This window comes from Jatrophihabitans sp., from assembly GCA_036389035.1.
Classification (GTDB): domain Bacteria; phylum Actinomycetota; class Actinomycetes; order Mycobacteriales; family Jatrophihabitantaceae; genus Jatrophihabitans_A.
This window is the reverse complement of sequence record DASVQQ010000010.1, coordinates 19,760-45,670: the sequence shown is the minus strand read 5'-3', so window position 1 is coordinate 45,670 and position 25,911 is coordinate 19,760. Positions and strand designations below refer to the sequence as shown.

The 25,911-nt window shown below is 68.8% G+C and carries 25 protein-coding genes and 2 tRNA genes; 8 read left to right on the top strand and 19 right to left on the bottom strand.

Features of this window, described 5'->3' with window-relative positions; genetic code table 11:
• Positions 1-92 precede the first annotated feature (92 nt).
• Positions 93-893, bottom strand: coding sequence for a DUF881 domain-containing protein (locus tag VF557_06975; GenBank protein ID HEX8079935.1), 801 nt, complete (start codon positions 891-893; stop codon positions 93-95).
• Positions 894-1,108: 215 nt separating this feature from the next.
• On the opposite strand from VF557_06975, the gene VF557_06970 reads away from it, so the two are divergent.
• Positions 1,109-1,390, top strand: a complete 282-nt coding sequence (locus VF557_06970; protein HEX8079934.1) for a cell division protein CrgA — start codon at positions 1,109-1,111, stop codon at positions 1,388-1,390.
• Between the two features lie 25 nt (positions 1,391-1,415).
• On the opposite strand, the gene VF557_06965 is transcribed toward VF557_06970, so the two are convergent.
• The 4 genes from VF557_06965 to VF557_06950 all read right to left on the bottom strand — a co-directional run bounded on the left by VF557_06965 (position 1,416) and on the right by VF557_06950 (position 5,228).
• Positions 1,416-2,468 carry a rhomboid family intramembrane serine protease gene (locus VF557_06965; protein ID HEX8079933.1) on the bottom strand — a complete coding sequence of 351 codons (1,053 nt, stop codon included), beginning with the start codon at positions 2,466-2,468 and terminating at the stop codon, positions 1,416-1,418.
• Between the two features lie 44 nt (positions 2,469-2,512).
• Positions 2,513-3,040 carry a peptidylprolyl isomerase gene (locus tag VF557_06960; protein ID HEX8079932.1) on the bottom strand — a complete coding sequence of 176 codons (528 nt, stop codon included), beginning with the start codon at positions 3,038-3,040 and terminating at the stop codon, positions 2,513-2,515.
• A 169-nt stretch (positions 3,041-3,209) separates the two neighbouring features.
• Positions 3,210-3,923, bottom strand: a complete 714-nt coding sequence (locus tag VF557_06955) for a glutamine amidotransferase (GenBank protein HEX8079931.1) — start codon at positions 3,921-3,923, stop codon at positions 3,210-3,212.
• Positions 3,924-3,956: 33 nt separating this feature from the next.
• Positions 3,957-5,228, bottom strand: coding sequence for a DUF1727 domain-containing protein (locus VF557_06950; GenBank protein HEX8079930.1), 1,272 nt, complete (start codon positions 5,226-5,228; stop codon positions 3,957-3,959).
• A gap of 268 nt (positions 5,229-5,496) precedes the next feature.
• Between VF557_06950 and VF557_06945 the strand changes: the two genes are divergently transcribed.
• Positions 5,497-5,685: a hypothetical protein gene (locus tag VF557_06945; protein HEX8079929.1), complete on the top strand. Its 189-nt coding sequence runs from the start codon at positions 5,497-5,499 to the stop codon at positions 5,683-5,685.
• 46 nt (positions 5,686-5,731) lie between these two features.
• Here VF557_06945 and VF557_06940 read toward each other — a convergent pair whose 3' ends face one another.
• The 14 genes from VF557_06940 to dnaA form a co-directional block, all read right to left on the bottom strand.
• Positions 5,732-5,962, bottom strand: a complete 231-nt coding sequence (locus VF557_06940) for a hypothetical protein (protein HEX8079928.1) — start codon at positions 5,960-5,962, stop codon at positions 5,732-5,734.
• Positions 5,963-6,254: 292 nt separating this feature from the next.
• Positions 6,255-6,998 carry a HipA domain-containing protein gene (locus VF557_06935; protein ID HEX8079927.1) on the bottom strand — a complete coding sequence of 248 codons (744 nt, stop codon included), beginning with the start codon at positions 6,996-6,998 and terminating at the stop codon, positions 6,255-6,257.
• Entirely contained in the window at positions 6,916-7,602 is a 687-nt protein-coding gene (locus tag VF557_06930) for a HipA N-terminal domain-containing protein (protein ID HEX8079926.1), read from the bottom strand. The genes VF557_06935 and VF557_06930 overlap by 83 nt, the downstream gene beginning before the upstream one ends.
• Before the next feature lie 6 nt (positions 7,603-7,608).
• Positions 7,609-7,854 carry a helix-turn-helix transcriptional regulator gene (locus tag VF557_06925; GenBank protein ID HEX8079925.1) on the bottom strand — a complete coding sequence of 82 codons (246 nt, stop codon included), beginning with the start codon at positions 7,852-7,854 and terminating at the stop codon, positions 7,609-7,611.
• A 198-nt stretch (positions 7,855-8,052) separates the two neighbouring features.
• A complete protein-coding gene (locus VF557_06920; protein ID HEX8079924.1) occupies positions 8,053-10,194 on the bottom strand; it encodes an immune inhibitor A domain-containing protein in 2,142 nt (713 codons plus the stop codon).
• Positions 10,195-10,626: 432 nt separating this feature from the next.
• Positions 10,627-10,699: transfer RNA gene (locus tag VF557_06915), tRNA-Ala, on the bottom strand.
• A 275-nt stretch (positions 10,700-10,974) separates the two neighbouring features.
• A tRNA-Ile gene (locus VF557_06910) sits at positions 10,975-11,048 on the bottom strand.
• Between the two features lie 128 nt (positions 11,049-11,176).
• Entirely contained in the window at positions 11,177-11,821 is a 645-nt protein-coding gene (locus VF557_06905; GenBank protein HEX8079923.1) for a DUF3566 domain-containing protein, read from the bottom strand.
• Between the two features lie 7 nt (positions 11,822-11,828).
• Positions 11,829-14,855, bottom strand: a complete 3,027-nt coding sequence (gene gyrA, locus VF557_06900) for a DNA gyrase subunit A (protein ID HEX8079922.1) — start codon at positions 14,853-14,855, stop codon at positions 11,829-11,831.
• An 89-nt stretch (positions 14,856-14,944) separates the two neighbouring features.
• The gene (gyrB, locus tag VF557_06895; GenBank protein HEX8079921.1) at positions 14,945-16,888 is read right to left on the bottom strand and encodes a DNA topoisomerase (ATP-hydrolyzing) subunit B; all 1,944 of its coding nucleotides are present in this window, start codon (positions 16,886-16,888) and stop codon (positions 14,945-14,947) included.
• Positions 16,889-17,114: 226 nt separating this feature from the next.
• Entirely contained in the window at positions 17,115-17,621 is a 507-nt protein-coding gene (locus tag VF557_06890; GenBank protein HEX8079920.1) for a DciA family protein, read from the bottom strand.
• Positions 17,622-17,757: 136 nt separating this feature from the next.
• Complete coding sequence (recF, locus tag VF557_06885) at positions 17,758-18,897, bottom strand: DNA replication/repair protein RecF (protein ID HEX8079919.1); 1,140 nt, start codon at positions 18,895-18,897, stop codon at positions 17,758-17,760.
• A gap of 21 nt (positions 18,898-18,918) precedes the next feature.
• A complete protein-coding gene (gene gnd / locus VF557_06880) occupies positions 18,919-19,842 on the bottom strand; it encodes a decarboxylating 6-phosphogluconate dehydrogenase (protein ID HEX8079918.1) in 924 nt (307 codons plus the stop codon).
• Between the two features lie 444 nt (positions 19,843-20,286).
• The gene (gene dnaA, locus VF557_06875) at positions 20,287-21,876 is read right to left on the bottom strand and encodes a chromosomal replication initiator protein DnaA (protein HEX8079917.1); all 1,590 of its coding nucleotides are present in this window, start codon (positions 21,874-21,876) and stop codon (positions 20,287-20,289) included.
• A 473-nt stretch (positions 21,877-22,349) separates the two neighbouring features.
• Between dnaA and rpmH the strand changes: the two genes are divergently transcribed.
• The 6 genes from rpmH (at position 22,350) to rsmG (ending at position 25,735) form a co-directional block, all read left to right on the top strand.
• On the top strand, positions 22,350-22,487 hold the full coding sequence (rpmH, locus tag VF557_06870) for a 50S ribosomal protein L34 (protein HEX8079916.1): 138 nt from the start codon (positions 22,350-22,352) through the stop codon (positions 22,485-22,487).
• Between the two features lie 14 nt (positions 22,488-22,501).
• Positions 22,502-22,894, top strand: a complete 393-nt coding sequence (rnpA, locus tag VF557_06865; GenBank protein ID HEX8079915.1) for a ribonuclease P protein component — start codon at positions 22,502-22,504, stop codon at positions 22,892-22,894.
• Positions 22,891-23,211 (top strand): membrane protein insertion efficiency factor YidD, encoded by a 321-nt coding sequence (gene yidD / locus VF557_06860; GenBank protein HEX8079914.1) that lies wholly within the window; start codon positions 22,891-22,893, stop codon positions 23,209-23,211. Before rnpA ends, yidD begins: the two co-directional genes overlap by 4 nt.
• Complete coding sequence (gene yidC, locus VF557_06855) at positions 23,211-24,455, top strand: membrane protein insertase YidC (protein ID HEX8079913.1); 1,245 nt, start codon at positions 23,211-23,213, stop codon at positions 24,453-24,455. The genes yidD and yidC overlap by 1 nt, the downstream gene beginning before the upstream one ends.
• Before the next feature lie 66 nt (positions 24,456-24,521).
• Positions 24,522-25,037, top strand: coding sequence for a R3H domain-containing nucleic acid-binding protein (locus VF557_06850; protein ID HEX8079912.1), 516 nt, complete (start codon positions 24,522-24,524; stop codon positions 25,035-25,037).
• The gene (gene rsmG / locus VF557_06845; GenBank protein ID HEX8079911.1) at positions 25,034-25,735 is read left to right on the top strand and encodes a 16S rRNA (guanine(527)-N(7))-methyltransferase RsmG; all 702 of its coding nucleotides are present in this window, start codon (positions 25,034-25,036) and stop codon (positions 25,733-25,735) included. The genes VF557_06850 and rsmG overlap by 4 nt, the downstream gene beginning before the upstream one ends.
• Positions 25,736-25,911: the final 176 nt, after the last annotated feature.

Sequence of the window (25,911 nt, the reverse complement as noted above, 5' to 3'; positions counted from 1 at the left end):
TCTGCGCAGCTCAGCTCGAACGAGTGAGTGCCTCAGCCCCCGTGCCGGTTACGAACCCATGTGTTGCGTGCTCATGCGTGCCATTGCCTACGTCACTTACCTACTTCGGCATAGCGCAGCCCGATCGGAGCGTCATAGGCCGGCACCTCGATTTTTTCGCGTTCCTTGACCTCATAGACCAGGCCGTAGGCGTCGGCGTCCTCGCGGTACTGCTGCAGGCTGACCGACTCGTTCAGGGCGGTCCGCATCCCGGCGACCGGTCCGATGCCGGAGATGGTGAAGGGCGGTGAGTAGACCCGACCGTGGAGCAACAGCGTGTTGCCGACGCAGCGGACCGCGCTGGTGGTCGACAGCCGCTGGTTCATCACCATCACCGCCTCGGCGCCGCCGGCCCACAGCGCGTTCACCGCGGCCTGCAGGTCGGACTCGTGCACCACCAGGGCGTTGGCGTTGACCGGGTCGCTCTCCAGCTCGGTCACGGGCGCGTCATCGAGGGTGATGCTGAGTCCCGGTCCGGTCATCGCGACCAACCCGGCCGGTGTCAGCAGCGGCTGGGCGCGGGCCTTGATCGCCGCGATCCGCTCGTCGGATTCGGCCAGCCGGTCGGTGGCCGCGGCGACCTCGGCCTGCAGTTGCCGCACCAGCCGGTCATCCTGGGCGAGCCTGGTCTCGGTCTGGCGGATCAGGTCGGTGAGGTTGCTGCGACCGGCCGAGCGCAGGTCGGTGCCGCGGGCGGTGCGCGCCGTGGTGGCGACCAGCAGCCCGGCCAGCAGCGCGATCACCGGCACCAGCACCCGCCACAGTCCCGGGTTGGCGGGCCGGGGCAACCGGCGGCGTGGGGCGGCCCCGTCCGGGGACCCACCGCCGGGCTGCTTCGCTGTACTGCCCACCATGTGCCTACTGTCGCATTCGTCTCGTCCTCTGGCCACATCCACGCCGCTGCGGCGTCCGGCGCGCCGTGCGCCGGCGTACCAGCGGGGCGGCAGACGCCTAGGCGTGCGCTGCGGGCCGTGCGGCGATTAGGCTAGCCGCACCGTTGCCGGTCGGTCGGCGGGGCCGGATTTCTCCTGACATCCGCGCCGGTCCACAGGTTCATGAGGAGACGTACGTGCCGAAGTCCAAGGTTCGCAAGAAGTCGAGCTACCAGCCCTCGCCGGCGACCGGCCCTCGCGCCTCGGCCGGCGGCAGCGGCGCGAAGATGACCAAGCCGAGCCCGCCCTGGTACCCGGGCGTGATGGCGGCGTTCCTGCTGATCGGGCTGGCCTACATCGTCGTCTACTACATGGCGGCCGAGAGCATCCCGTTCATGAACAGCCTGGGCAGCTGGAACTTCGCGGTCGGCTTCGGCTTCCTGATCATTGGCCTGGGCCTGGCGGTTCGCTGGCGGTGACCGCCCGGGCCACGTTGTCCACAGGTTATTGCACTGCTGTGATTACACCCCTGTAGTTCTCCCCAGCATCGTCCACCGCTGTGGATGACGGGACGCGCCCTGGAGCCGGCCCGGGATGCCAGGACTGCTGCGTGGCCGCGTTCTGCTCCTGGAAGTTGCTCAGCTCACCGAACAGGTCGTCGCGGATCTGTTCGGTGCGCCAGAGCGCCAGCACCACCAGCACCGCCAACAACCCGGCCAGGCTGGCCACCTGAATGGTGCGCAACCGGTCGGTCAGCGGCCCTCGACGCTGCAGCGTCCAGCCCAGCAGCGCCAGGCTGGCCAGGCCGCCGAGCACGAAGCCGCCGATATGGCCGAGCTTGGAGATGCCGGGCACCGAGAAGGTGAAGATGAAGTTGATCCCGATCGTGATCACCAGCGACCGGGTGTCGAACCCGACCACCCGGGACAGCACCAGCGCCGCCGCGAACAGCCCGAAGATCGCTCCGGAGGCGCCCACCACCGGCTGACGGACGTCACCGAACAGCAGGATCGCCACCGAGCCGCCGAGCGCGCCGAGCAGGTAGACGGCCGAGAATCGCCACCAGCCCATCGCCCGCTCCAGCGGCGGGCCGATGACGTAGAGCGCGAACATGTTCAGCAAGAGGTGCAGCGGGCCCAGGTGCAGGAAGGCCGCCGTCACCAGCCGCAGGTAGTCACGCTCGAAGCCCACCACGTTGGGCACCAGCTCCCAGTCCTGGAAGAGCTCGGTGTTGGTGTTGTCGATCAGCGAGCTGCCCGGGCCCAGGCCGGTCATCAGGTAGATCACCACGTTCAGCGCGATCAGCGCGTAGGTGATGTACGGGATCTGCGAGCCGACCGGCGCTCCCAGCACCGTCCGGCCCTGCCGGACGGTGGCCGCGCCGGCCTTGACGTCGTCCGGGCATTGGAAGCCCACCGAGGCCGCCCGCTGGCATTCCGGGCAGATCGGGCGGTTACAGCGGACGCACCGCACACCGGTGAGCCGGTCCGGATGCCGGTAGCAGCCGGCGAAGCCGTAGTACGGATCGGGCCCGGTGGGCGGTTGCGTCGGCTGCATGTCCCTTGCTCTCGTATCGGCCGAAGGGCCTGGGCGTCGGCGGCCTAGGCGTCGGCGATGGTGACGGAGTTGATGGTGATGTCGGTGACCGGACGGTCCTGCGCGCCGGTGCGGGTCTTGCCGATGGCGTCCACCACCGCCCGGCTGTCGGCGTCGGCGACCTCGCCGAAGATGGTGTGCTTGCGGTTGAGGTGCGGGGTCAGGGTGGTGGTGATGAAGAACTGGCTGCCGTTGGTGCCCGGTCCGGCGTTGGCCATGGCCAGCAGGTACGGCCGGTCGAAGCTCAGCTCGGGGTGGAACTCGTCGCCGAAGTTGTAACCCGGGCCGCCGGTGCCCCGGCCCAGCGGATCTCCACCCTGGATCATGAAGTTGTCGATGACCCGGTGGAAGACGGTGCCGTCATAGAGGTTGGCGGTGGTCTTCTTGCCGGTCCGCGGGTCGGTCCACTCCTTGGCGCCGGTGGCCAGCTCGACGAAGTTGGCGACCGTCTTGGGGGCGTGGTTGCCGAACAGGTTGACGGTGATGTCACCGGCCGAGGTGTGCAGGACGGCCTTCTGGGTTGCTGCGGTCACTGTGCATGACTCCTGTCGTCACTTGATTGTCGGGGCTATCAGTCGGGCGAGCAGAAAAGGCGTTCACTGCAGCGTATGGCTGCCGGGTTGGCACGGTGACCACCGAGGCGCCTTTTGCGGACGGCGCCGGCCAGCGGGGACGGCCAGCCGGCCGGGGCTCATCGCCTGCTCACCTCGGGCGCCGGATCGCCACGTCCGCGGCTGTCAGGGCGAGGCTGTCATCCAGCGGTTCTAGTTCGGCACTCAGTCCGCGACGCTGGAACGCCCGGCGGAGCAGCTCGTCGGCAAACTGCGGGCTCTTGGCCAGCACCGGGCCGTGCAGGTAGGTGCCGAAGACGTTGCCGCGCACCGCGCCCTCGGTCTGGTCCTGGCCGTTGTTGCCGCGGCCGGGGACCGTGCGGCCCAGTGGCTGGGCGCCGGGCCCGAGCTCGGTGAGCCCGCTGTGGTTCTCGAACCCGACCAGCCGGCCCCAGGCGGTGTCGATGTGGTTGTTGCCGATCAGCCGCTGGTCCGAGCCGGTGGTGGCGACGTCCAGCACCCCGACGCCCTCGATCTTGCGGCCGTCCTTGGTGAGAAAGTGGTGACCCAGCAGCTGGTAACTGCCGCAGATCGTCAGCATCACCACGCCGTCGTCGGCCATCGCCCGCAGTTCGGGACCGCGGCTGACGAAGTCCTGGCCGATGTCGCCCTGGGCCGCGTCCTGGCCGCCGCCGCCGAGCAGGATGTCGGTGTCGGCCGGCAGCGGATCGCCCACCTGGACACCGATGACGTCGGCGTCCAGGCCTCGCCACTGCAGCCGCTTGCGCAGCACCAGGACGTTGCCGGTGTCGCCGTAGATGTTCATCTCGCGCGGGTACAGGTGCGCCAGCGTCAACGTGGTCATGGGTGCCTCACTGCCCTTCCGTCGCACGAGCGCTCATCGGAGGGCCACCCCGCTCAGCTTGGCCAGCACCTGGTGCAGCTGCCACATCGCGGTGTACGTCGAGAACACCACGACCGTGTCCCCCGGCGCGACCGCGGCCGCCGCCTGCTGGACGGCCCGGCCGAGGTCGACCTCGACCTGCTCGACCGCCAGGCCGTCGTAGTGCAACCGCACCGCCATGTCCGCAGCCCGGGTACCCGAGGTCATCAGCCGGCCGGAATTGCCGGTCAGCACCGAGGCGAACTCGACGTCCCACAGCCAGGACATGTCCCGGCCGTCGGCGTAGTCGTCGTTGATCGCGATCACCGTCGCGGCCGGCCGCAGTCCCGTCACGGTGCGCAGCGACTGCCGGAAGCCGGCCGGGTTCTTCACCAGCTGCAGCACCACCCGCCGGCCCGCGAGCTCGAAGGCCTGGCCGCGGCCGAAGGCCGGCTGCACCATCCGGAGGCCGGCCGCGATGGCGCCGGCGTCCAGGCCGAAGGTCAGCGCCAGGGCTGCCGCGCCCGCCGCGTTCTGGGCGTTGTGCGCGCCCTCGGCCTGCAGCGTGATGGCCTCCTCGGTGTCACCGATCCGCAGCGTGAGCTCGGTGCTGACCCCCAGTTCCAGGGCCAGCAGCTCGACGGCCGCCTTCAGCTCCGAGAGCTCCACCTCGCCGCCGTACATCTCCTCGTCGGTGGGGAACTGCGCGCGCAGCGCCGGCGCCACCCCGAAATAGCTGACCTCGGCCGCCAGCCCGGCGGCCAGCGCGACCAGCCTCGGGTCGTCCCGGTTGACCACCACGTGCCGCGTCGTCCGGGCAGCCACCTTGGCCAGCAGTCCGGCGGTGGTGTCGATCTCGCCGAACCGGTCGAGCTGGTCGCGCAGCACGTTGAGCAGCAGCAGCCGCTCCGGCTGATGCACCTGGCAGAACCGGACCGCGTGGGCCTCGTCCAGTTCGAGCACGGCGACGTCGGCGGGGGTCCGGCCGAGCCAGGACGACTGCTGCACGACGGAGGTCAGCACGCCCCGGACGAAGTTGCCGCCGGTGTCATTGGTCAGCACCCGGTGCCGCTGGCCGAGCACGGTGGCGACCATCTTGGTGGTGGTGGTCTTGCCGTTGGTGCCGCTGATGACCACCACGCCGAGCGGCAGGGTGGCCAGCCGGCGGGCCAGGAATCGCGGAAAGACCTTCTCCACCACCAGGCCGGGCAGCGCCGTGCCGCGCCGGCCGAGGGCCCGCAGCGCCAGCAACGTCAGCTTGCCGAGCCAGATCGCGAGGATGTCCATGGTGCTGCCCAGGCTACCGACCGGCGCTCGGCCAACTGAGCACTCGGACAGTGCGCCGCGATCCCCCTTCCTTGTCATGCTTTGGGTACTCCACGACTCGCCGTGGCGTTTGACACTGAAACGTCACCTCAGGGTGATAACTAGCTGTCACACTGAGTAACGAGTAAGGAAACTGTAAGGCTTTGACCACCCCCTGAAACCACAGGGAGCACCCCATGACCAATCCACGTCCTCGGTTCCACACCGCCAGCACGGCTGGCGGCGCGACATGGCGGTGACCCGGCACGTCGTCCAGGTCGTCGGCGGCACCATTCGCAATGACCTCTGGTGCGATGAGTGCAGCACGACCGGCAGGTTCGAGATCGACATGCACGCGATGAGCAACCGCGGGATGCAACCGATCGGCACCGTCAGGCAGTGCGTGCGCTGCGACTACGAGGACCCGGCTGGCGGGTAACCACCCGGGCGCCGGGTAACCGCTGCTGGTGACAGCCGAGCGGTGGTCAGCGCGACTGGGCGATATGGCCCAGGATGCCACCGCCGGCGATCGGGTCGGTGTCCTTGTTGTCGCCCGGGTCGTCGGCCTCGGAGTGGTCGCGACCGGCCTCGGCCGCCTCGTCGATGCTGTCGGTCTCGGGCAGCGGACCGTCCTGGGCGGCCTCTTCGAGCCTGTCGGCCTGGCCGGTGCCGTGCTGGGTGGGAGCGTTGTGCTCGGTGGGGTTCGACTCGGTCATGGAAAATGCCTCACACCTGCTCAGGCGGTTCGGGTTTGGAACGCGCCGGCCGCTTGACGGCAGCCTTCTCCATCTTGACCGGGTCCGGTCGCCACCGCCACCGGGCCAGCGCACTCCAGCGCCGCTCGTGCTCCAGCGCCGATCGTTGGCTCCAGCGCCGATCGTTGGCCCCGTAGCAGGGACCTCGCCCGCGTGTCGCCCTGCCCAGCGGCCACCGATCGACCGGCCGGCGCACGGCGAAAGCGGCCCCCCGATCGGGCGGCCAACGCACGGCGAGGCGGCCGTCCCCGCTCTAGCCGGGCGCAGCACCGCCAAGGCCGGCTTCGCGGCGGGTGGTGGCGCCGTCGAGCCTGCGGGTGCCGCGCGGCTGGGGCGCCGTGGCCAAGCCGAGTGGATCGCCGGTGTCCAGGCGGTGCGACCGGGTCCGCACGATCTCGATCACGCGCTCACTCGGCCACCCCGCGGTGTACTCATCACCCAGGTCCTCCAGTGCGGCACGCAACCCCACCGCCAGGGCGTCGAGTGCGGCGCGAGCTTCGGCCTCGGCCATTCCCATCGCCCGGCCCTCCTCGACCAGGGCCTGACGATTCACCTCGGCCAGATTCTGCTGGACGCCGATAGGAGTGGCCATCGTGCCGGTGAGCTCGGGGTAGACCAGGGTGCACAACGAGTCGTACAGCGGTGCGAGGCTGACCTTGCCGTCCTCAAGGAGTAGCGAGTAGTTCTTGCCGTGGCCGTCCTCGTCACCCACGACGGCGCGGAACGCGAGCTGGTTGAACAGCGCCGCGACCGCCGCGCGAGGCTCGTCGGCGAACTCGCGCAGCAGCCGAGCCATCCTGCCGCTGGGCGGTCCGATGTCGTACTTCTGGGACGGCCGGATGCCGACGGCCTGGCACATGTCCTCCTGATGCAGGCGGGTGATCCGGCCGTTCACGACTCGCCGGTCGTACCGCTCAGCGACCAGGACCGTAGCGTCGCCCATCGGCTCCGTCCAGGCAGCACCGGCGGTGAGCCCGCAGGCGCGGCCGAGAGCCAGGATCAGGGCCTCGTTCAGCGCTGTGCGGCCATACGGTGGTCGGCTTGAGGATGTGGGTCGACGGGGCGCCGCCGATCGGCTCGCACCAGCGGCCTTCGACCCGGGCGAGCAGGAACTTCTGCTGGGCCCCGGCGAGTGACATCCGGATGTCGCGGCCAAGCTCGGTCCCCAGCGGACGCTGCGGCAACTCGCGCACCAGTGACGCGAGCGCTTCGCCGTCCAGCGGCTCGAAGTGCCCGCTGCTCGGCGCCTCGTGCCCGGCGGGCACCGCCACGATGGCTCCGGCGCACTCGCGACCGAACTCGGCGAGTAGCGCCACGGTGTCGGCCGCGGCCTCCGGCGAACCGTTGACCAGCCGGACGCCGCGCACCTGGGCCGCCGCGGCGGCCAGCGCGCTGCCTTCGGGCAGCAATCCCTCGAGAAACGCCCGGGATTTCGCAGGTTCACCAGGACCGGGCGTCGGCAGCGAGCAGGACAGCAGGGGCGTCTCGGCGGGGTGCTCTGCCGAGACTGCCTCGTCGTAATGGATGCGTACTCTGCCGCCGCGGGCCGCGGTCACGGTCCGGGCCACCAGCTTGTGCCCGAGCCACAGATCAAGCTCCATGGGAGTTCAACCCGACCGGGGGCGCACAGAAAGCTCGAGGTCCAGCGCCGCGAGGGTGTCGAACAGGATCTCGATCGCCCGCGTCTCATGGCCGGCCTCGAGTTGCACGATCGCGTAGCGGTTGGCGCGAGCGCGCTCGGCCAGCTCCGCCTGGGTGAGCCCTGCCTGAGAGCGCGCGGCCCGGATAGCCCGGCCCAGCGCGGCGGGCGAGCGCACTCGAGTCGCCTGGCCGGCCTCAGGGGATGTTGGCATATGCCAACACTAGGCTTAAAGTCGACGTGATGTCAAAGTATCTTGGCATCGAACATCAGAGGGGCAGTGCCAATGAATTCCAACACCAGCGGGTGGGCGAACGTCGCAAGGCTCGCTCGGCCGCACCTTGCGATCGGGGTAGGGAAACAGGCGGGCCCGCGCCGGAATCCGGAGCGGGCCCGCCTGCTGCGAGCTACCTCAGGACGGGTTGTTCACCGTCACGGTGAGCGCCCCGTTGGTCACCTGAGAGGTCACGGTGACCGTAACGCCGTGCCCGGCGACCAGCGCCGAGGACAGCGGGTTGGCCGAGGACCAGTACCGGTCGGCGACCGAGTCGTTGAAGGTCGCGATGCCGGGGTTGGACGGGGCCGGCGCGGTCTGCGTCTGGACCGTCTTGCCCACCATCACCTCCTTGTGCAGCGCGACCGCGTCGGTCGCCTGCAGGCCGAAGGTGGCGTCGAACGGCTGGCGCCGGTTGCCCGGCATGGAGCCGTCCGGGTAGGTGAACGGCGCCGGACGCGCGTCGACCGGCAGCGCCAACCCGCGGCCCTGGTGGTCGATCGTGTTGTTGTCCGTGTACGTCTCATCCACGGCCCACACGAGCATGCCGTCCTGGTACTGGAACCGCTCCACCCAGTTCGGCGCGGTGATGCCCTTGCTGAACTGGTACGGGCCGGTCTGCAGCGTCGAGTCGTACCCGACGTAGGTCCGGTTCTCGGCGAGGTAGTACCGGTCCCCTATCGAGGACTCGGTGCCGGTGCTGCGCTTGAACCCGCCGACAGCGGTCCAGCCGTTGTCACCGGACTCGACGTTGTCGAACAGCAGCGTGCTGCCGCCCGACTTCACCGTGATGTCGTCGAGGAAGGCGTTGGCCAGGTGCACGCCGCCGTCGCTCTGCATCCGGAACCGGAACAGCGTCTGCTGACCGCCCGGAACGGAGTACCGCAGGGTGGACCAGCTGCCCCTGGACGAGCTCGACAGCGGGGTGCCGATCTCGGTCCAGTTGGCCCCGCCGTTGGTCGAGTACTCGGCGTGCAGGTAGTCATAGCCGGCTTCGATGTCGTACCACGCCTTTGCGGTGACCGTCGCGCTGCGCACCCCGGTCAGGTTGAGGTTGCGGGTCAGCGTCGCGTTGAGGTCGTCGGCGCTGGAGGTCCACCAGGCGTAGCTGCCCGAGTAGGGCGTGGTGTAGGACTCCTGGACAGCCCGATCCGGCACGTCGATGACGAGTGCCTGGGCCTGCCCCGCGGTCTGCACGGCCGCCGGGCTCAGCGTGTGGCTGCCGCTCTGCCCCTGGGACACCACCGAGTAGGACAGCCAGCCCAGTTGCAGCTTCTCCCACGGGCCCATGTAGTCCGGCGTGCTGCCGATGTCGACCGTGCCGTGGTTGAGCCAGGACCCGGCGGACATCAGGGTCCAGAAGCCGGTGCCGTTGTCGCCGCCGTTGGTGTCGTACAGGTCCGGCAGGCCGAGGTCGTGGGCGTACTCGTGTGCGAACACGCCGAGGCCGCCGTTCTCCGGCTCGACGGTGTAGTCGCCGATCCAGTAGCCGGTGTTGCCGATCTGCGAACCGCCGAAGCGCACCTGAGTGCCGTTGACCGTGGGGCCGGTCAGGCCGTAGTCGGTCTGGTTGACGTACCAGCGGTGTGACCAGATCGCGTCCTCGCCGCCGTTGCCGTCCTCGCCCTCACCGGCGTGCACCGCCTGGAAGTGGTCGAGGTAGCCGTCGGACTCGTCGAAGTTGCCGTCGTTGTCGTGGTCGTAGCGGTCCCAGACGTCGAAGGACGCCAGCTGCGCCTTGATGTCGGCATCGGAGCGGCCGGCGGCGACCTGCGCGGCGTACCACGCGTTGCCGGAGTCCTCGACGAACTGCCAGGCGCCGCCGTTGTTCTCCACGGTGTTGTCGCCGTAGGTGGAGGCATTGCCCGAGACCCGAACCCAGTCGGTGACGTCGCCGGCGACCGTGTAGGCGCCCGAGGACTGCGCCAGGTAGAAGTTCTTGAACGACTCGCCGGGGCCGAAGAGCAGGTCGAGGTAGTGCGCCCGGTTGAAGTCGCTGCGCCACACCGTGCTGTTGTCGACGTTGCGGTCCGGCTGCGCGATCTGGTTGTGCAGCGGTCCAGGCGTGGTGCCGAGCTTGCCGCTGCCCGAGGTGCCGAACTCGGACAGGATGGTGAAGACGTTGCCGGTGCCGGTCACCGCCGCCTGGTAGTACTTGTCGTCGGCCAGTTTGACGACGCCGTCGGCGTTCGGCGATGCCTGACCGGACAGGATGAGCTTCTGCGCCGCCTTGCGACGGGCTTCCTGACGGGCCGTCAGGGGGCCGGGGTGGTTGTCCACGCGGTGCGCCTTTGCCCCCGCCGGCGATGACTCGGCACGAGCCGGCGCCGCGGTGGCTGAAGGGATGACGACCATGCTGGTGAGCATGGCCGCCACAGCGCCTAAAGCGCCGAAAGTGAGTCGCTGCACGAGGGCCTTCCTCCTGCTGAGGGTGGGTTGGGTGGCTGAACAGTAACCGGCAAAACGGCAAAAGTCAGTAGTTCGGGAGCAGGTGGACTGCCCTGGTGCCACTGGTCGGTGGGAGCATGGTTTTCGGGCGGTGCGCGATGGCCTCGTGGACCGGCTGCCAGCCTGCCGTCAGCGGTGTTCGTTGGCCCGGTAGCAGTGACCGCGCCGGCGGGTCGCCCTGCTCAGCGGCCAACGATCAGCGGCAGGGGTCGGTGACTTCTCGACCTGACACGCAGGCAGCCGACACATCAGATCAACCCGAAGTGGAGACGAAGAGAATCGAACTCTCAACCCCTGCCTTGCAAAGGCAGTGCTCTGCCAATTGAGCTACGTCCCCAGAAAACGCCGCAAGCGCGAGCTCGCGGCACAACCGATCCTAGCCGCCGGCCCGCCGACGGCCATCCGGACCGGCGCCAGATTTCAGCGCCATGGCCGGCTCCGAGCCGGACAGCTAGCGGGTGGCCTGCTTCCAGACCTCGCGGCTGTCCTTGCCCTTCTTGCGCTTCATGGCGTACTGCACGGCAGCCGCGGCGGCGAGCATGAGCAACTTCTTCACGGGCTTCTCCCTCGCTGCACACGAGCCCGGCGGGGCCGTGAGAACGCCTTGCAGAGTGGGCCTAGGAGGACTTGAACCTCCGGCCTCATCCTTATCAGGGATGCGCTCTAACCGTCTGAGCTATAGGCCCGCTGCACGCTTACGCGCGAGGAGTGACTTTACCGGCTGGGGCTGGCCGGCCCCAAACCGGCCCCTGGGCGCGCAGTACGAGCCGCACTGCGCGGGACGAGCTGAGCCGCCGGCCGCAAAGCGACCGCGCTACTCGCGCTCGGACAGCGTGACCTCGACGCCGCCCACCAGGTCGGCGCACAGGTTGTAGATCATCGCCCCGATCGTGCTCATCGCGATGAACAGCACGATGTTGACCGCGCCGATGATGATCGCGCCGCCGAAGACCAGCGAGCCGGTCACCACGTCACCGGTCCGCTCGTCACCGGAGATCGTCTGCACCGTCTCGTTCACCTGGCTGAAGACTCCGGCCACGTCGAGGATGCCGTACAGCACCCCCACCATGATCAGCCAGACGAAGAACAGCGCGATCGCCAGCACGCACGAGAACTTGAAGACCGAATAGACGTTGATGTGGCTCAGCGTCAGCCGGGCCCGCCGTGGCTGCCGGACGCCGCGGGCAGAACGGCCCCGGCCGGCCCGGGTCTCGGCCTCGGCCGCGGAGGCCTTCATCGCGTCCTTTGCCGAGGAGGCCTTGGACGCCAGCTTGGACCCGAGCCCGCTGCCCGACGAACCGTCGTCCGAACCGGGGCCGGAGTTGACCGTGGAGCCGGTTGACCAACCGCTGGACTGCTGGCTCGGCGGCTGCTGCGTCCCCACCTTCGGCAGGGTCGCGGTGTCCTGATCGGCGCCGGCGTTGCTGCCCCGGGCAGGCGGCGGATAGCCCTGAGTCATATCCCTGCTACTCCTGCTCCTCGGGTTCGTCGGCATTGCGAGCGATCGAGATCAGATTGACGCCGTCAGGCAAGTTGATCAGCCGCACGCCCATTGTCTGACGAGACGTTCGCCGCACCTCGGCCACCGATGTCCGGATCACCACACCGTCGGACGTGATCGCATAGATCTCATCCTCGGGACGCACCGTCATCGCGCCGACCAAGGCACCACGCGTGGAGACTATACGCGCGGTGAGCACGCCCTTCCCGCCTCGACCTTGCACCGGGTACTCCGCGACCTTGGTGCGCTTGGCGAAGCCGCCGTCGGTGGCGATCAGGATCTCCATGTCGTCCTGGACGACCTCCATGGCCAGCAACTCGTCATGGGAGCCGAAGCGCATGCCGATCACGCCGGAGGTGGCCCGGCCCATCGGCCGCAGCGTCTCGTCGTCGGCCTTGAACCGGATCGACTGCGCCTTCTTGCTCACCAGCAGCAGGTCATCGGTCGGCGAGATCAGCGAGGCGTCGATCAGCTCGTCCTCCTCGCGCAGGTTGATGGCCACGATGCCGCCGGAGCGGTTGGAGTCGAAGTCGGTCAGCTTGGTCTTCTTGACCAGGCCGGCCTTGGTGGCCAGCACCAGGTACGGCGCGGCGTCGTAGTTCTTGATGGTGATCACCTCGGCGATCACCTCGTCCGGCTGGAAGGCCAGCAGGTTGGCCACGTGCTGGCCGCGGGCGTTGCGGTTGGCCTCGGGCAGGTCATAGGTCTTGGTGCGGTAGACCCGCCCCTTGTTGGTGAAGAACAGGATCCAGTCGTGGGTCGAGCAGACGAAGAAGTGCGCCACCAGGTCATCGGTCTTGAGCGCCGCGCCCTGCACGCCCTTGCCACCGCGGCGCTGGGCCCGGTACAGGTCGGTCTTGGTCCGCTTGGCGTAGCCGGTCCGGGTGATGGTCACCACCACGTCCTCGGCGGCGATCAGGTCCTCCATCGACATGTCGCCGTCGTAGGGGACCAGCCGGGTGCGCCGCTCGTTGCCGTACCTGTCGACGATCTCGTTCAGCTCGTCGCGGATGATCTGGCGCTGCCGGCCGGGCTTGGCGAGGATGTCCTTGAAGTCGGCGATCTTGGCCTCGATCTCGGCGGCCTCCTCCTGGATCCGCAGCCGCTCCAGGGCGGCCAGCCGGCGCAGCTGCAGGTCCAGGATCGCCACCGCCTGGATCTCGTCGATCGTCAGCAGCTCCATCAGCCCGGTCCGGGCCGCGTCGGCCGACGGCGAGCTGCGGATCAGCGCGATCACCGCGTCCAGGGCGTCCAGGGCCTTGAGGTAGGCGCGCAGGATGTGCGCCCGCTCCTCGGCCTTGCGCAGCCGGTACTCGGTCCGCCGCTTGATGACCTCGACCTGGTGATCGACGTAGTAGCTGACCACCTGATTCAGCGCCAGCGTGCGCGGCACCCCGTCCACGATCGCGAGCATCGTGACGCCGAAGGTGGTCTGCAGCTGGGTGTGCTTGTAGAGGTTGTTCAGCACCACCTTGGCCACCGCGTCCCGCTTGAGGGTGACCACGATGCGCATGCCGATCCGGTCCGAGGACTCGTCGTTGATGTCGGCGATGCCCCCGACCTTGCCCTCGCGGGCCAGGCCGGCGATGTTCTCGACCAGGTTGTCGGGGTTGACCTGGTAGGGCAGCTCGGTGACCACCAGGATGGTGCGGCCCCGGCTGTCCTCCTCGACGGTGACCACCGCGCGCATCCGGATCGAGCCGCGGCCGGTGCGGTAGGCCTCCTCGATCCCGTCCCGGCCGACGATCAGGCCCTTGGTCGGAAAGTCCGGGCCGGGAATGTCGCTCATCAGCTGCTCGAGCAGCTCTTCCGGGGTGGCGTCGGGGTGGTCGAGTGCCCAGCTGACGCCGGCGGCCACCTCGCGCAGGTTGTGCGGCGGCAGGTTGGTCGCCATGCCGACCGCGATGCCGCCGCCGCCGTTGACCAGCAGGTTCGGGATCCGGGACGGCAGCACCACCGGCTCGGAGGACCGGCCGTCGTAGTTGGGCTTGAAGTCGACGGTCTCCTCGTCGATGTCGCGCAGCATCTCCATGGCCAGCGGCGAGAGCCGGGCCTCGGTGTTGTGCGAGACGAAGCCGTTGGTGAGGAACGCGTGGTCTGTCGAGTCCACCCGCAGCGAGTAGACCGCCTCGACGCCGGCCGGGGTCACCGCGTCGACCGGGACCAGGGTGAACTGGCGCGGGTCACCGCCGTCATCGGGCAGGTGCCGGGCCTGACCGGTCCGGTAGGCCACGCTCAGGTCGGGCAGCAGCGGCAGCGCCTTGGCCCAGCTCTGGCTGCTGAACTCCGACGAGCGCAGCACCAGGACGTCGCTGGCGGTGATCTCGCCGATCAGCTTCCACATCAGGGTCGGGACGTTCTGCACCCGGCCGATCACCAGCAGCGGGTGGTTGGCGGTGCCGGTCACCGACCGGCCACCGGCCGACACCGTCAGCACCGGGTGCTCGCCGGAGTGGTGGAAGGCGCTGACCCGCACCGGCGTGCCGTCGCGGCCGATCACCTTGAAGTCGACCTCGGTGCTGCTGTTCGGCTCGGCCCCGGGCAGCAGGTCGGCGATCGCCACCTCGCCGTCCGGGGTGGCGATCATCGTCGGGCCGGTGACGCAGTAACGCATCGCGGCCGCCGGGTCGTTGCCCGGTGAGCCGAAATTGCCCTGGCCGTCGATCAGCGGCGCCCGCATCGACCACGGCTGGGCGAGCCGGACCAGGGTGTCATAGATCGCGGAGTCACCGTGGGGGTGGTAGTTGCCCATCACGTCGCCGACCACCCGCGAGCACTTGACGTAGCCGCGATCGGGCCGGTAGCCGCTGTCATACATCGCGTAGAGCACCCGCCGGTGCACCGGCTTGAGCCCGTCCCGCACGTCCGGCAGCGCCCGGGCCACGATGACGCTCATCGCGTAGTCCAGGAAGCTGCGCTGCATCTCCAGCTGGATGTCCACCGGCTCGATCCGGTCGGTCGTCGGCGGCGGCGGGATCGGGATCTCGGTCATGAAGGCCTTTCGTTGTGATTCCAGATCAGGCGGAACGAGCCGGGATGGGCCTCAGGCCCGCGCCGGCGGCGACGCGACGTCGTCGTGGGTCAGATGTCGAGGAACCGGACGTCCTTGGCGTTGCGGATGATGAAGGACCGGCGGGCCTCGACGTCATCGCCCATCAGCACCGAGAACAGCTCGTCGGCGAGCGCGGCGTCGTCCAGGGTGACCCTCAGCAGCACCCGGGTGGCCGGGTCCATGGTGGTCTCCCACAGCTCGGTGGCGTTCATCTCACCCAGGCCCTTGTAACGCTGGATCGAGTCGCCGGCGGCCCGGCGCCGGCCGGCCGCCTCACCCTGGGCGATGAGGCCGTCGCGCTCACGGTCGGAGTAGGCGAAGTCCGGCTCGCCCTTGGACCACTTGATCTTGTACAGCGGCGGTTGGGACAGGAAGACGTGGCCGTGCTCGATGAGCGGGCGCATGAACCGGAACAGCAGGGTCAGCAGCAGTGTGGTGATGTGCTGGCCGTCGACGTCGGCGTCGGCCATCAGCACCACCTTGTGGTAGCGCAGCTTGGCCAGGTCGAAGTCCTCGTGGATGCCGGTGCCCAGCGCGGTGATCAGCGACTGGACCTCGGTGTTCTTCAGCACCCGGTCGATCCGGGCCTTCTCGACGTTGATGATCTTGCCCCGGATCGGCAGGATCGCCTGGTACATCGAGTCCCGGCCGGACTTGGCCGAGCCGCCGGCCGAGTCACCCTCGACGATGTAGAGCTCGCTCTTCTCGGGGTCGGTGGAGCGGCAGTCGGCCAGCTTGCCGGGCAGCCCCATGGTGTCCAGGGCGTTCTTGCGGGCCAGCTTGCGGGCCTGCTGCGCGGCCTTGCGGGCCCGGGCCGCCGAGGTGGCCTTGGTGATGATCATGCGGCCCTCGGTGGGGTTGCGCTCGAACCAGTCGGCCAGCCACTCGTTGCAGACCTTCTGGATGAAGGACTTGGCCTCGGAGTTGCCCAGCTTGGTCTTGGTCTGGCCCTCGAACTGCGGCTCGGCCAGCTTGATCGAGATGATCGCCGCCAGGCCCTCGCGGATGTCGTCGCCGGTCAGCTTCTCGTCATTGGGCTTGAAGATCTTCTTCTCGGTCGCCCACCGGTTCACCACCGAGGTCAGCGCGCTGCGGAAGCCCTCCTCGTGGGTGCCGCCCTCGTGGGTGTTGATGGTGTTGGCGAAGGTGTAGACCGACTCGGAGTAGGACTCGTTCCACTGCAGCGCGACCTCGGCCGAGAGCCGCAGTTCCTTGTCCTCGGCCTCGAAGTAGACCACCGACTTGTGGATCGGGGACTTGGTGGCGTTGAGGTGCTTGACGAAGTCGGCGATGCCGCCGGCGTAGTGGTAGGTGACCTCTCGCAGCTCGTGGTCACCGCCGCGCTGGTCGCACACCATGATGGTCAGGCCCTTGTTCAGAAAGGCCATCTCCTGCAAGCGCCGGATGATGGTCTCGTAGGAGAACTCCACCGACTCGAAGATCGAGTCATCGGGCCAGAAGGTGACCATGGTGCCGGTCTCCTTGCTGGGCTCACCCTTCTGCAGCGGGGCGGCCGGCTTCTGGTTGACGTAGGGCTGGCGCCACACGTAGCCCTCGCGCTTGATCTCGACCTCCAGCCGGGAGGACAGCGCGTTCACCACCGAGATGCCGACGCCGTGCAGGCCGCCGGAGACCGCGTAGGAGTCGCTGTCGAACTTGCCGCCGGCGTGCAGGATGGTCAGGATCACCTCGACCGCGGGCTTCTTCTGGGCGGTGTTCATGCCGACCGGCATGCCGCGGCCGTTGTCGATGACCCGCACGCCGCCGTTGGGCAGCAGGGCGACCTCGATCCGGTCGCAGTGACCGGCCAGCGCCTCGTCGACGGAGTTGTCGACCACCTCCCACACCAGGTGGTGCAGTCCTCGCTCGCCGGTGGAGCCGATGTACATACCCGGTCGCTTGCGGACAGCTTCGAGCCCCTCGAGGACGGTGATCGAATCTGCTCCGTATTCAGACGCAGCCTTAGCCGCCACTCGGTGCTCCTTCATCTGGACTGCTCGTCACATGCCGTACTGCGCCTTCGCGCCACAGCGCTGAATCAGTGGGACCCCACCAGCGGGGGTCAACCTCACCAGTCTACGGGGTGACGCGGCCACAATGCCGCTTGCAACACCGCTGATCGTCCCACAGAGCCATTTTGCGGCCACCGGTGAATCGGGATACGCGGCATCGCGCCCTGGCTCGGCAGCGCGAGCCGGATCAGCCGTAGGTGTCGCGTGCCCCACGGCCCCCGTGCATCGACCACGGACCCCGTTTCCAGGACGGCGCCGAGGGCCCGGTGATGATCAGTTTGGAGACCACCCCGGCGGGCAGCTCCCGGGCGATCCGGGCCAGGATCTGCGGCGCCATCAACCGCAGCTGGGTGGCCCAGGCGGTGGACTCGGCCGACACCTTGAGCTCGCCGTCCACCAGGCTGACCGGCTGGCAGCGGGCAGCGATCTCGGAGCCCACCACGCTCGCCCACTGGCTCATCAACCTGGCCTGGGCCAGCGGCGCCACCCAGCCGAGCTCGGCCATCGTGTTGCCGAGGATGCTGCCGATCAGAGCCGGGTCGCGCTCGTCCGGACGGGCCCCGCTGTAGCCGCCCCCGGGTGAGCGCCGCCGGCCGAGCCGAGCCGGCCGGCCGGAGCCGCGACCGGCCGCGATCGACCGGGCCGAGCGCAGCGCGCCCGCCGCGAGGTCCGGCGCGGCCGGCTCATCACCCACCCTGTCATCACCCACCGTGTCCGGGACCGGTGTGGAACCGGCTGTGGATAACTCTGACGTTTCTGTGGGCAACTGAGGGTCAGGGATGGCATACCGGTCACGTCTTCGGTGGATATCTCCAGCCCCGGTGGGAACTTCACGCACGCCGAACCTCACCCTCAGCTACCGAGTAGTGGGCACCGGTCAGCGCCGGCGGCACATCCGCCAGGACGGCGGCCGAGATCAGCACCTGCTCGGCCTTGCCCGCGATGCTGGCCAGCTGCTCGCGGCGGGCCGCGTCCAGCTCGGCGAAGACGTCGTCGAGGATCAACACCGGTTCGGCGCCGTCTGCCGAGAGCAGCTCATAACAGGCCAGCCGCAGCGCCAGCGCCGCCGACCAGCCCTCGCCGTGGCTGGCGTAACCGCGCAGCGGCAGGTCGTTGAGCCGGAGCTCCAGATCGTCGCGATGCGGGCCGACCAGGCTCACACCGCGCTCGATCTCCTGCTGCCGGACCTTGGCCAGCTCGTCCAGCAACGCCTGGGACAGGGCCTCGACATCAGGAATCACACCGGTGTCATTACCTGCCGGATCCACAATCGAGCTGACATAACTCAGCGCCAGCCGGCCACTTGCCGGCGCGAGCTCGGCATAGGCCTGGGCGGCGTGCGGGCGCAGCGCGGCCACCAGCTCCAACCGGGCGGCCAGCAACTGCGCGCCGTGGGTGGCCAGGTGGCCGTCCCACACCTCCAGGGTGCGCAGGTCCCCGGCACCGCCGGCCCGCCGCGCCGCGCCGGCGGTCTTGAGCAGCGCTGCCCGCTGCTTGAGCACCCGCTCGTAGTCGGCGCGCACGCCGGCTAACCGGGGCGTCAACTGCACCAGCACGTCATCGAGAAAGCGCCGTCGCTCGGACGGGTCGCCCCGCACGATGGCCAGGTCCTCGGGGGCGAACAGCACGGTCCGCAGCCCGCCCAGGATGTCGCGCGGGCGGGTCACCGGTGACCGGTTCAGCTTGGCCCGGTTGGCCCGGCCGGCGGTGATCTCGACCTCGAGCACCAGTTGCCGGCCGGCCGACACCACCGCGGCCTGCACCACCGCCCGGTCAGCGCCCGCCCGGATCAGCGGGGCGTCGGTGGCGACCCGGTGGCTTCCCAGCGTGGCCAGGTAACCGATCGCCTCGAGCAGGTTGGTCTTGCCCTCGCCGTTCGGCCCGATCAGCACGCTGGCGCCGGGTTCGAAGCTGACGTCGGCCCGGGGCCAGCTCCGAAAGTCAGCGATGCTGAGGTGCTGGACGTACATCGAGGCCGGCGGCGGGACGCTCTAGGAGGCGCCGGGCGAGATGGCCTGGGAGGCGGACACGCTGCCGACCGCTTCGACGGCGTGGCCACCGAACTGGTTGCGCAGGGCGGCCACCATCTTCATCGCCGGCGAGTCCTCCTGGCGGGAGGCGAACCTGGCGAACAGCGCCGCGGTGATCACCGGCAGCGGAACGGCGTTGTCGATCGCCGCCTCGACGGTCCACCGGCCCTCGCCGGAGTCCTGGGCGTAGCCGCGCAGCTTGCTCAGCTCGGGGTCGTCCTGCAGCGCCAGCACCGCCAGGTCCAGCAGCCAGGACCGGATGACGGTGCCCTGCTGCCAGGACTTGAACGTCTCGGCGACGTTGTCCAGCAGCGGCGAGGCCGCCATCAGCTCGTAGCCCTCGGCATAGGCCTGCATCATGCCGTACTCGATGCCGTTGTGGACCATCTTGGCGAAGTGTCCCGCGCCGACGGCGGTGCCGGCGTGCACGAAGCCGCCCTCGCCCTCGGGCTTGAGCGTGTCGAAGATCGGCTGGGCCCGGGCCACGTCGGCGGCCGGGCCGCCGACCATCAGGGCGTAGCCGTTCTTCAGGCCCCAGATACCGCCGGAGACGCCGGCGTCGAGAAAGGAGATGCCCTTGGCGCCGAGCAGCTCGGCGTGCCGGGCGTCGTCGGTGTACTTGGAGTTGCCGCCGTCGATGACCAGGTCGCCCTCGGCGAGCAGCCCACCGAGGGCGTGGACGGTGTCATCGGTCGCCGCGCCGGCCGGAACCATGATCCACACCGTCCGGGGCGCGGTCAGCGTGCTGACCAGCTCTTCGAGCGAGGCGACATCGCGCCCCGCTTCGGGCGACCGGTCGAACCCGACGACGGTGTGACCGCCGTTGCGGAGCCGCTCGGCCATGTTGCCGCCCATCTTGCCCAGTCCGATCAGACCGATCTCCATGCCCGCCTCCAGCTTTCGATGCCGTGCCCGGCCACTCGTGGACCCCGAGATTTCACCGTAGCCGTCCCGGGCCGCGGCGGGCAGGCCGCCCCCGACGCACCTCGTCCCCAGCGCCTATAGGTAGTTCTTGTCTTTCTATTCAGAGCTAAGTAATCGTCGTCATAAGGCCTGTGGACACTGTGGATAACCGGTGTTTGCCCTGGTCAGCAGGCATGTCCGGGTGTGGGTGGCTTGCTGGACAACCTGAGAGGCGAGCAACGTCGAAGTGGACGACAGCAATCTCGAAGTCGTCCTCCACATCAACGGCGAACCTTGTCCACACGCCTGCCCACACTGTGTGGAAGCACCCGGTTACCGGCGACGCCCCACGGGCAACCTCGAAGTGGACGCGGCGGAGGGACTACCGGTAGGGCGAGCGGCGGGACAGCGGCGCTCAGCCGGCGCTCAGGAGCGGGCGCGGGTCCTGATGCGGCTGGTCAGCTCGGTGATCTGGTTGTAGACGTTGCGGCGCTCGGTCATCAGGGACCGGATCTTGCGCTCGGCGTGCATCACCGTGGTGTGGTCGCGGCCGCCGAAGGTCTGGCCGATCTTGGGCAGCGACAGCTCGGTGAGCTCCCGGCACAGGTACATCGCGATCTGGCGGGCCGAGACCAGCACCCGGGTCCGCGAGCCGCCGGTCAGGTCCTCCAGGGTGATGCCGAAGTACTCAGCCGTCACCGCCATGATCGTCGAGGCGGTGATGTCGGGCCGGTCTGACTCCGAGATCAGGTCCTTGAGCACGATCTCGGCGAGCTTGAGGTCGATGTCCTGCTTGTTCAGGCTGCCGAAGGCGACCACCCGGATCAGCGCGCCCTCGAGCTCGCGGATGTTGCTCTGGATCTTGGAGGCGATGAACTCCATGACGCCCGGCTGCAGGGTCATGCCGTCCTTGGCGGCCTTCTTGCGCAGGATCGCGATCCGCAATTCCAGGTCCGGCGCCTGCACGTCGGTGATCAGCCCCGACTTGAACCGGGTGACCAGCCGGTTCTGCAGCCCGGACAGCTGCTCGGGCTTGCGGTCACACGAGATCACGATCTGCTTGTTGGCCAACTGCAGGGTGTTGAAGGTGTGGAAGAACGCCTCCTGGGTCTGCTCGGCCCGCTCCAGGAACTGGATGTCGTCGATCAGCAGCAGGTCGACGTCGCGATAGCGGCGCTGGAAGGACTGGACGTCATTGACCCGGACCGAGTTGATGAAGTCGTTGGTGAATTCCTCGCTGGAGACGTAGCGGACCCGCATGGTCGGTTCCAGCCGGCGGCCGTAGGTGCCGATCGCGTGCAGCAGGTGGGTCTTGCCCAGGCCGGACTCGCCATAGATGAACAGCGGGTTGTAGGCCTTGGCCGGCGCCTCGGCGACCGCCACCGCCGCGGCGTGGGCGAACCGGTTGGACGAGCCGGGGACGAAGGTCTCGAAGGTGTACTTCGGATTGAGCCGGGCGTCGTGGTCGATCCGCACCATCGCCGGGGTCGGCACGCTGCCGAAGATCCCGCGGCCCGCCCGGTTCGCCGGGCCGTCGATCCGCCCGTCGGCCAGGCTGTCCAGCCGGCTGTCGACCAGGGCGTCGACCCGCTCGTCGGCGCCGTCGTAGAACCGGTCGTAGGTGTCGATCTCGGCGTCCTCGGCGTCCTCGACCGCGGCGCTCGGCCGATCGCCCGGCTCCATCGGCTGGATCGTGACGGCGACGTTGATGTCGCGGCCGAGCGCCTCGCTCAGGGTCGCGGTGATCAGCGGTCGGAGGTTGTTCTCCAGGTAATCCTTGGCATAGGTGTTGGGCGCGGCCAGCAGCGCGGTGTCCTCCAGCAGCCCGATCGGCCGGGTCAGGCTCAGCCAGGCGCGCTGATGGGGCCGAACCGAGGGGTCGTCGAGCTGGTTGATCGCGCGGTGCCAGACATCCGCGAGATCGGCGAGCTCGTCCGCCACTTTGGATTCACTCCCTCGGTCATTGCCCTCGTGCACCGCACCGCGGCCCTTGCCCGACCGGATGAACTTGCTCACCGCGGCAATCCGATACCCGGATCTCTATCCACACAATTATCCACAGGTTGTGGAGGGGTGCCGAAACAACTCCGGCCTGCTGGCCGAAGTCTCGCTCAAATCCCGCAGCGTTTGGGTTCGAGCCGACAACCTAACAGCGGAGCAGGCCAACTCACAATGCCGGAGGGCCACTTTGAGGCCACTTCGGGCGTGTCGAGTTGCCCGGACGCAACTCGCGAGTTGCCCACTTGCGCCGGCGGGCAAGACATGAGCGATGTGGGCCCTGCTGAGGGGAGCTGGCCGGCCCGGCGCCGGTTTGACCTCGGTAGGGGTCGATCCGTACCGTTGAACTCTCGTGTGCCGTCTCTTTTCGCCGGTCACTTCCTGTGCCGTTCCACCAAAGTCACGACCCAGTAGGGCGCGACGTCGTTAACCCAGCCGAGTGCGCCCGCCAGTCGCGCACCAGGCGTGAAGAATTGTGATGGAGCCAGACCGTGAGCAAGCGGACCTTCCAGCCGAACAACCGCCGCCGGGCCAAGACCCACGGCTTCCGTCTGCGGATGCGGACCCGTGCCGGTCGCGCCATCTTGCAGGCCCGCCGGCGCAAGGGCCGCGGCGAACTGTCCGCCTGAGCCGGTCGTCCCAGGTGTTGCCCGCCGCTCATCGCCTCAGGTCGGCCGCTGACTTCACCGCGGTGACCAAGCACGGCCGGCGGGCGCGCAGCGGCTCGATGGTGGTGTACCTGCTCACCGAGCCGGCCGGTCCCGACGACCCTGGCCGGGCCGGGCTGGTGGTGGGCAAGGCGGTAGGGGGCAGTGTGGTGCGTCACCGGGTATCCCGCCGGTTGCGTGCCCAACTCCAGGAACGGCTGGATCGCATTCCGAGTGGAGCCAGGCTGGTGGTACGCGCCCTTCCCGAGACCTCGACCGCCTCGTCGGCAGCGCTCGGCCGTGATCTGGGTCGAGCCCTGGACAAGCTGAGCTCCCAGGCCGAGCAGCGGGCCGGCGCGAGCAAGGAAGGGAGCGGATCCAGTCGATGACGGACCGTCCCGGACCGGCGGCGCGCGCGGCGCTCACGGCAATCGCTTTCTACCAGGGCGCCTGGAGCTGCCGGCGTCCCCCGGCCTGCCGGTTCACCCCCAGCTGCAGCGCCTACACCGCGACCGCTATCTCACGGTTTGGGCTGGTTCGAGGTGCTCTGTTGGGAATCAAGCGCCTTGGCCGGTGCCAACCCTTTCGACCTGGTGGTTATGACCCGGTTCCACCGCTTGACGAGGCCGAAGGGCCTGCGCCAGGGGGAACCGATCCCGGCACCGACTCGTCGGATGAGAAGACTCTCCTAGAACAGGCTGGTTGATGCTGGATTTCCTCTACACCTCCATCTCATGGGTGCTGCTGCGCTGGTACCAGCTGTTCACCTGGCTCGGCATGGACGAGAAGAGCGGCCTGACCTGGACGCTGTCGATCGTCATGCTGACGGTGACGGCCCGGCTGATGATGTTCCGGTTCTTCATCAAGCAGGTGCACTACCAGCGCCGCATGCAGGAGATGCAGCCCAAGATCAAGAAGCTGCAGGAGAAGCACAAGGGCGACAAGGCCAGCCTGCAGCGCGAGATGATGGCGCTGCAGCAGTCCGAGGGGTTCAACCCGATCTCGGGCTGCCTGCCGATGCTGCTGCAGATCCCGATCTTCATCTCGCTGTTCCACGTGCTCAAGCACATCTCGAACTCGGTCGGGTTGCCGCCCGGCTCCCGCGGCCTGACGCTGTACAGCTTCACCGAGCAGCAGACCACCGACGCGGCCGCCGCCAAGCTCTTCGACGCCCCGCTGGCCGCCCAGCTGCGGGATTCGGCGGAGAAGATCCAGGGAGAACTCGGCGGAGACGTCAGCACCACCCGGATCGTCACCATCGTGTTGGTGATCATCAGCGCCCTGGCGACCTACCTGACCCAGCGGGCGGTGATCCAGAACCAGACCACCCCACCCGAGGGCCAGGCCGCGATGATCCAGAAGCTGATGCTGGTCGGCATCCCGGTGTCCGTCCTGGTGTCGGGCTTCATCTTCCCGATCGGGGTGCTGCTGTACTGGTTCACCAGCAACCTGTGGACGATGGGGCAGCAGTACTACATCTTCAAGTACCACCCGCACACTCCCGGCACCGCCGCGGCCACCGCCGACGTCCCGGCCGGCCAGGTGGGTAAGACGCTGGCCCCCAAGGTCGGGCAGAAGCCGGTCAGCCCCAAGGGCACCCGCCCCGGCACCGCTCCCCGCCCCGCCACCCCCGGACGGGGCACCGCGAGCGCCGCGACGCCGGCCGCTGGGACCACGAAGGCCGCTGGGACGGCGAAGGCCGCTGGGACGGCGAAGGCTGCTGGGACGGCGAAGGCTGCCAACGCCAAGGGCACGGCCAATGGCGCCGGGGCCCAGGTCAACCTGTCCAAATCCGAGCCGGCCGTCAGCCAACCGGTAGACAACGCGGCGGCTGCTCCGGCCGGGTCCGCCGCTGCTCCGGCCGGGTCCGCCTCGCCCGGTCGCGGCCAGCGCCCCGCCGGCAACCGGCCTTCCGGCAACAAGCGTTCTCCGAGCAAGAAACGCCGTTAGCCGGCGAGCCTGTCCCACCCATAGCACTGCAACCTGCGCAGTGAGAGAAAGAACGAGGGATTGCTGATGACCGACACCGCCTCGCCCGACACCGCCACATCAGGGCCTGAGAGGGACGCCCCGTCGCTGCTGGTCCAGGAAGGTGACATCGCCGCCGACTACCTCGAGCGACTGCTCGACATCGTCGACTATGACGGTGACATCGACCTCGACGTCGAGAACGGCAGGGCCATGGTCGCCATTGTCGGCTCCGAGTTGCAGCCGCTGATCGGCCCGGCGGGCGCCACCCTGGACGCCCTGCAGGAACTGACCCGGCTGGCGGTGCAGCAGCAGACCGGCATCCGCAGCCGCCTGATGCTGGACGTGTCCGGACACCGCCGGGCCCGCCGGGACGAGTTGACCGCACTGGCCAAGCAGACCGCCACCGAGGTGCTGAGCTCCGGCGCCCCCGTCCGGTTGTCGCCGATGAACCCGTTCGAGCGCAAGGTGGTGCACGACGCCATCTCGGCCACCGACGGTGTTCTGAGCGAGTCCGAGGGCGAGGAGCCGAACCGGCGGGTTGTGGTCCTGCCGGCCACGTGACCGGCAGCGGTCCTGCCGCCGCGCCATCAGCGCCGGACGGGCCGCCTGCTCAGCCCGGGCCGGCAGCCCCGGCCCCGCCCGAGATCGTGCTGCGCCGGTTCGGCCCCGCCGCCGAGCTGCTGACGCGCTATGCCGAGTGGCTGGCCGGACCCGGGACCTCCCGCGGCCTGCTCGGCCCCCGCGAGGTGCCACGGTTGTGGGATCGCCACCTGTTGAATTCGGTGGCTCTGGCGGAGTTGATCCCGCAACACGCACGATTGGTCGATATCGGCACCGGGGCCGGCTTGCCCGGCTTGGCAGTGGCGTGCGTTCGTCCCGATCTGACGGTCGATCTGGTGGAATCGTTACTCCGGCGCACCGACTTTCTCACCGAAGTGGTGGCCGCGCTGGGATTGGCCGATCGAGTTCGGGTGATCCGGGGCAGGGCGGAGGACAGCGCCGTGCGTAACACGGTAGGTTCAGCGCAGTTCGTGACGGCGCGCGCGGTGGCGCCACTGGACCGGCTGGTCCGATGGAGCTTTCCGCTACTGCGACCAGGTGGCAGCTTGCTCGCCCTCAAGGGAGCAAGCGCTGAGGACGAAGTAAGCGAGCATCAGCAGTTCCTGACCCGGATGCGGGCCGAGGTTAGAGGGGTCATCGAATGTGGCGCCGAACTGGTAGATCCGCCCACCCGGGTCGTGCACCTGGTGCGCAAGTAGCCCCAGCACCCGTTTTGTCACTATCAGCCTGTTTCAGCCCGCTCGGCGGGCTTGAGCCTTCCGGCACTCCGCCGATGAACCGGCGCGCGTGAGTAGCCATGTGAGTAGCCAGCTCCACCGACCAGCCGATGAGGTGACATCCGGGATGCCGGACGAGCTCGACACTATTTCCATCC

Bases quoted from the DNA above. Each gene is read 5' to 3' on its own strand.
- yidC (HEX8079913.1), top strand. From the start codon at position 23,211: ATGCTGGATTTCCTCTACACCTCCATCTCATGGGTGCTGCTGCGCTGG.
- VF557_06905 (HEX8079923.1), bottom strand. From the start codon at position 11,821: ATGACTCAGGGCTATCCGCCGCCTGCCCGGGGCAGCAACGCCGGCGCC.
- VF557_06950 (HEX8079930.1), bottom strand. From the start codon at position 5,228: ATGGACATCCTCGCGATCTGGCTCGGCAAGCTGACGTTGCTGGCGCTG.
- VF557_06965 (HEX8079933.1), bottom strand. From the start codon at position 2,468: ATGCAGCCGACGCAACCGCCCACCGGGCCCGATCCGTACTACGGCTTC.
- VF557_06940 (HEX8079928.1), bottom strand. From the start codon at position 5,962: ATGACCGAGTCGAACCCCACCGAGCACAACGCTCCCACCCAGCACGGC.
- VF557_06955 (HEX8079931.1), bottom strand. From the start codon at position 3,923: ATGACCACGTTGACGCTGGCGCACCTGTACCCGCGCGAGATGAACATC.
- recF (HEX8079919.1), bottom strand. From the start codon at position 18,897: ATGTACGTCCAGCACCTCAGCATCGCTGACTTTCGGAGCTGGCCCCGG.
- VF557_06930 (HEX8079926.1), bottom strand. From the start codon at position 7,602: ATGGAGCTTGATCTGTGGCTCGGGCACAAGCTGGTGGCCCGGACCGTG.
- gnd (HEX8079918.1), bottom strand. From the start codon at position 19,842: ATGGAGATCGGTCTGATCGGACTGGGCAAGATGGGCGGCAACATGGCC.
- gyrA (HEX8079922.1), bottom strand. From the start codon at position 14,855: ATGACCGAGATCCCGATCCCGCCGCCGCCGACGACCGACCGGATCGAG.
- VF557_06850 (HEX8079912.1), top strand. From the start codon at position 24,522: ATGACCGACACCGCCTCGCCCGACACCGCCACATCAGGGCCTGAGAGG.
- VF557_06975 (HEX8079935.1), bottom strand. From the start codon at position 893: ATGGTGGGCAGTACAGCGAAGCAGCCCGGCGGTGGGTCCCCGGACGGG.
- VF557_06945 (HEX8079929.1), top strand. From the start codon at position 5,497: ATGGCGGTGACCCGGCACGTCGTCCAGGTCGTCGGCGGCACCATTCGC.
- VF557_06925 (HEX8079925.1), bottom strand. From the start codon at position 7,854: ATGCCAACATCCCCTGAGGCCGGCCAGGCGACTCGAGTGCGCTCGCCC.
- yidD (HEX8079914.1), top strand. From the start codon at position 22,891: ATGACGGACCGTCCCGGACCGGCGGCGCGCGCGGCGCTCACGGCAATC.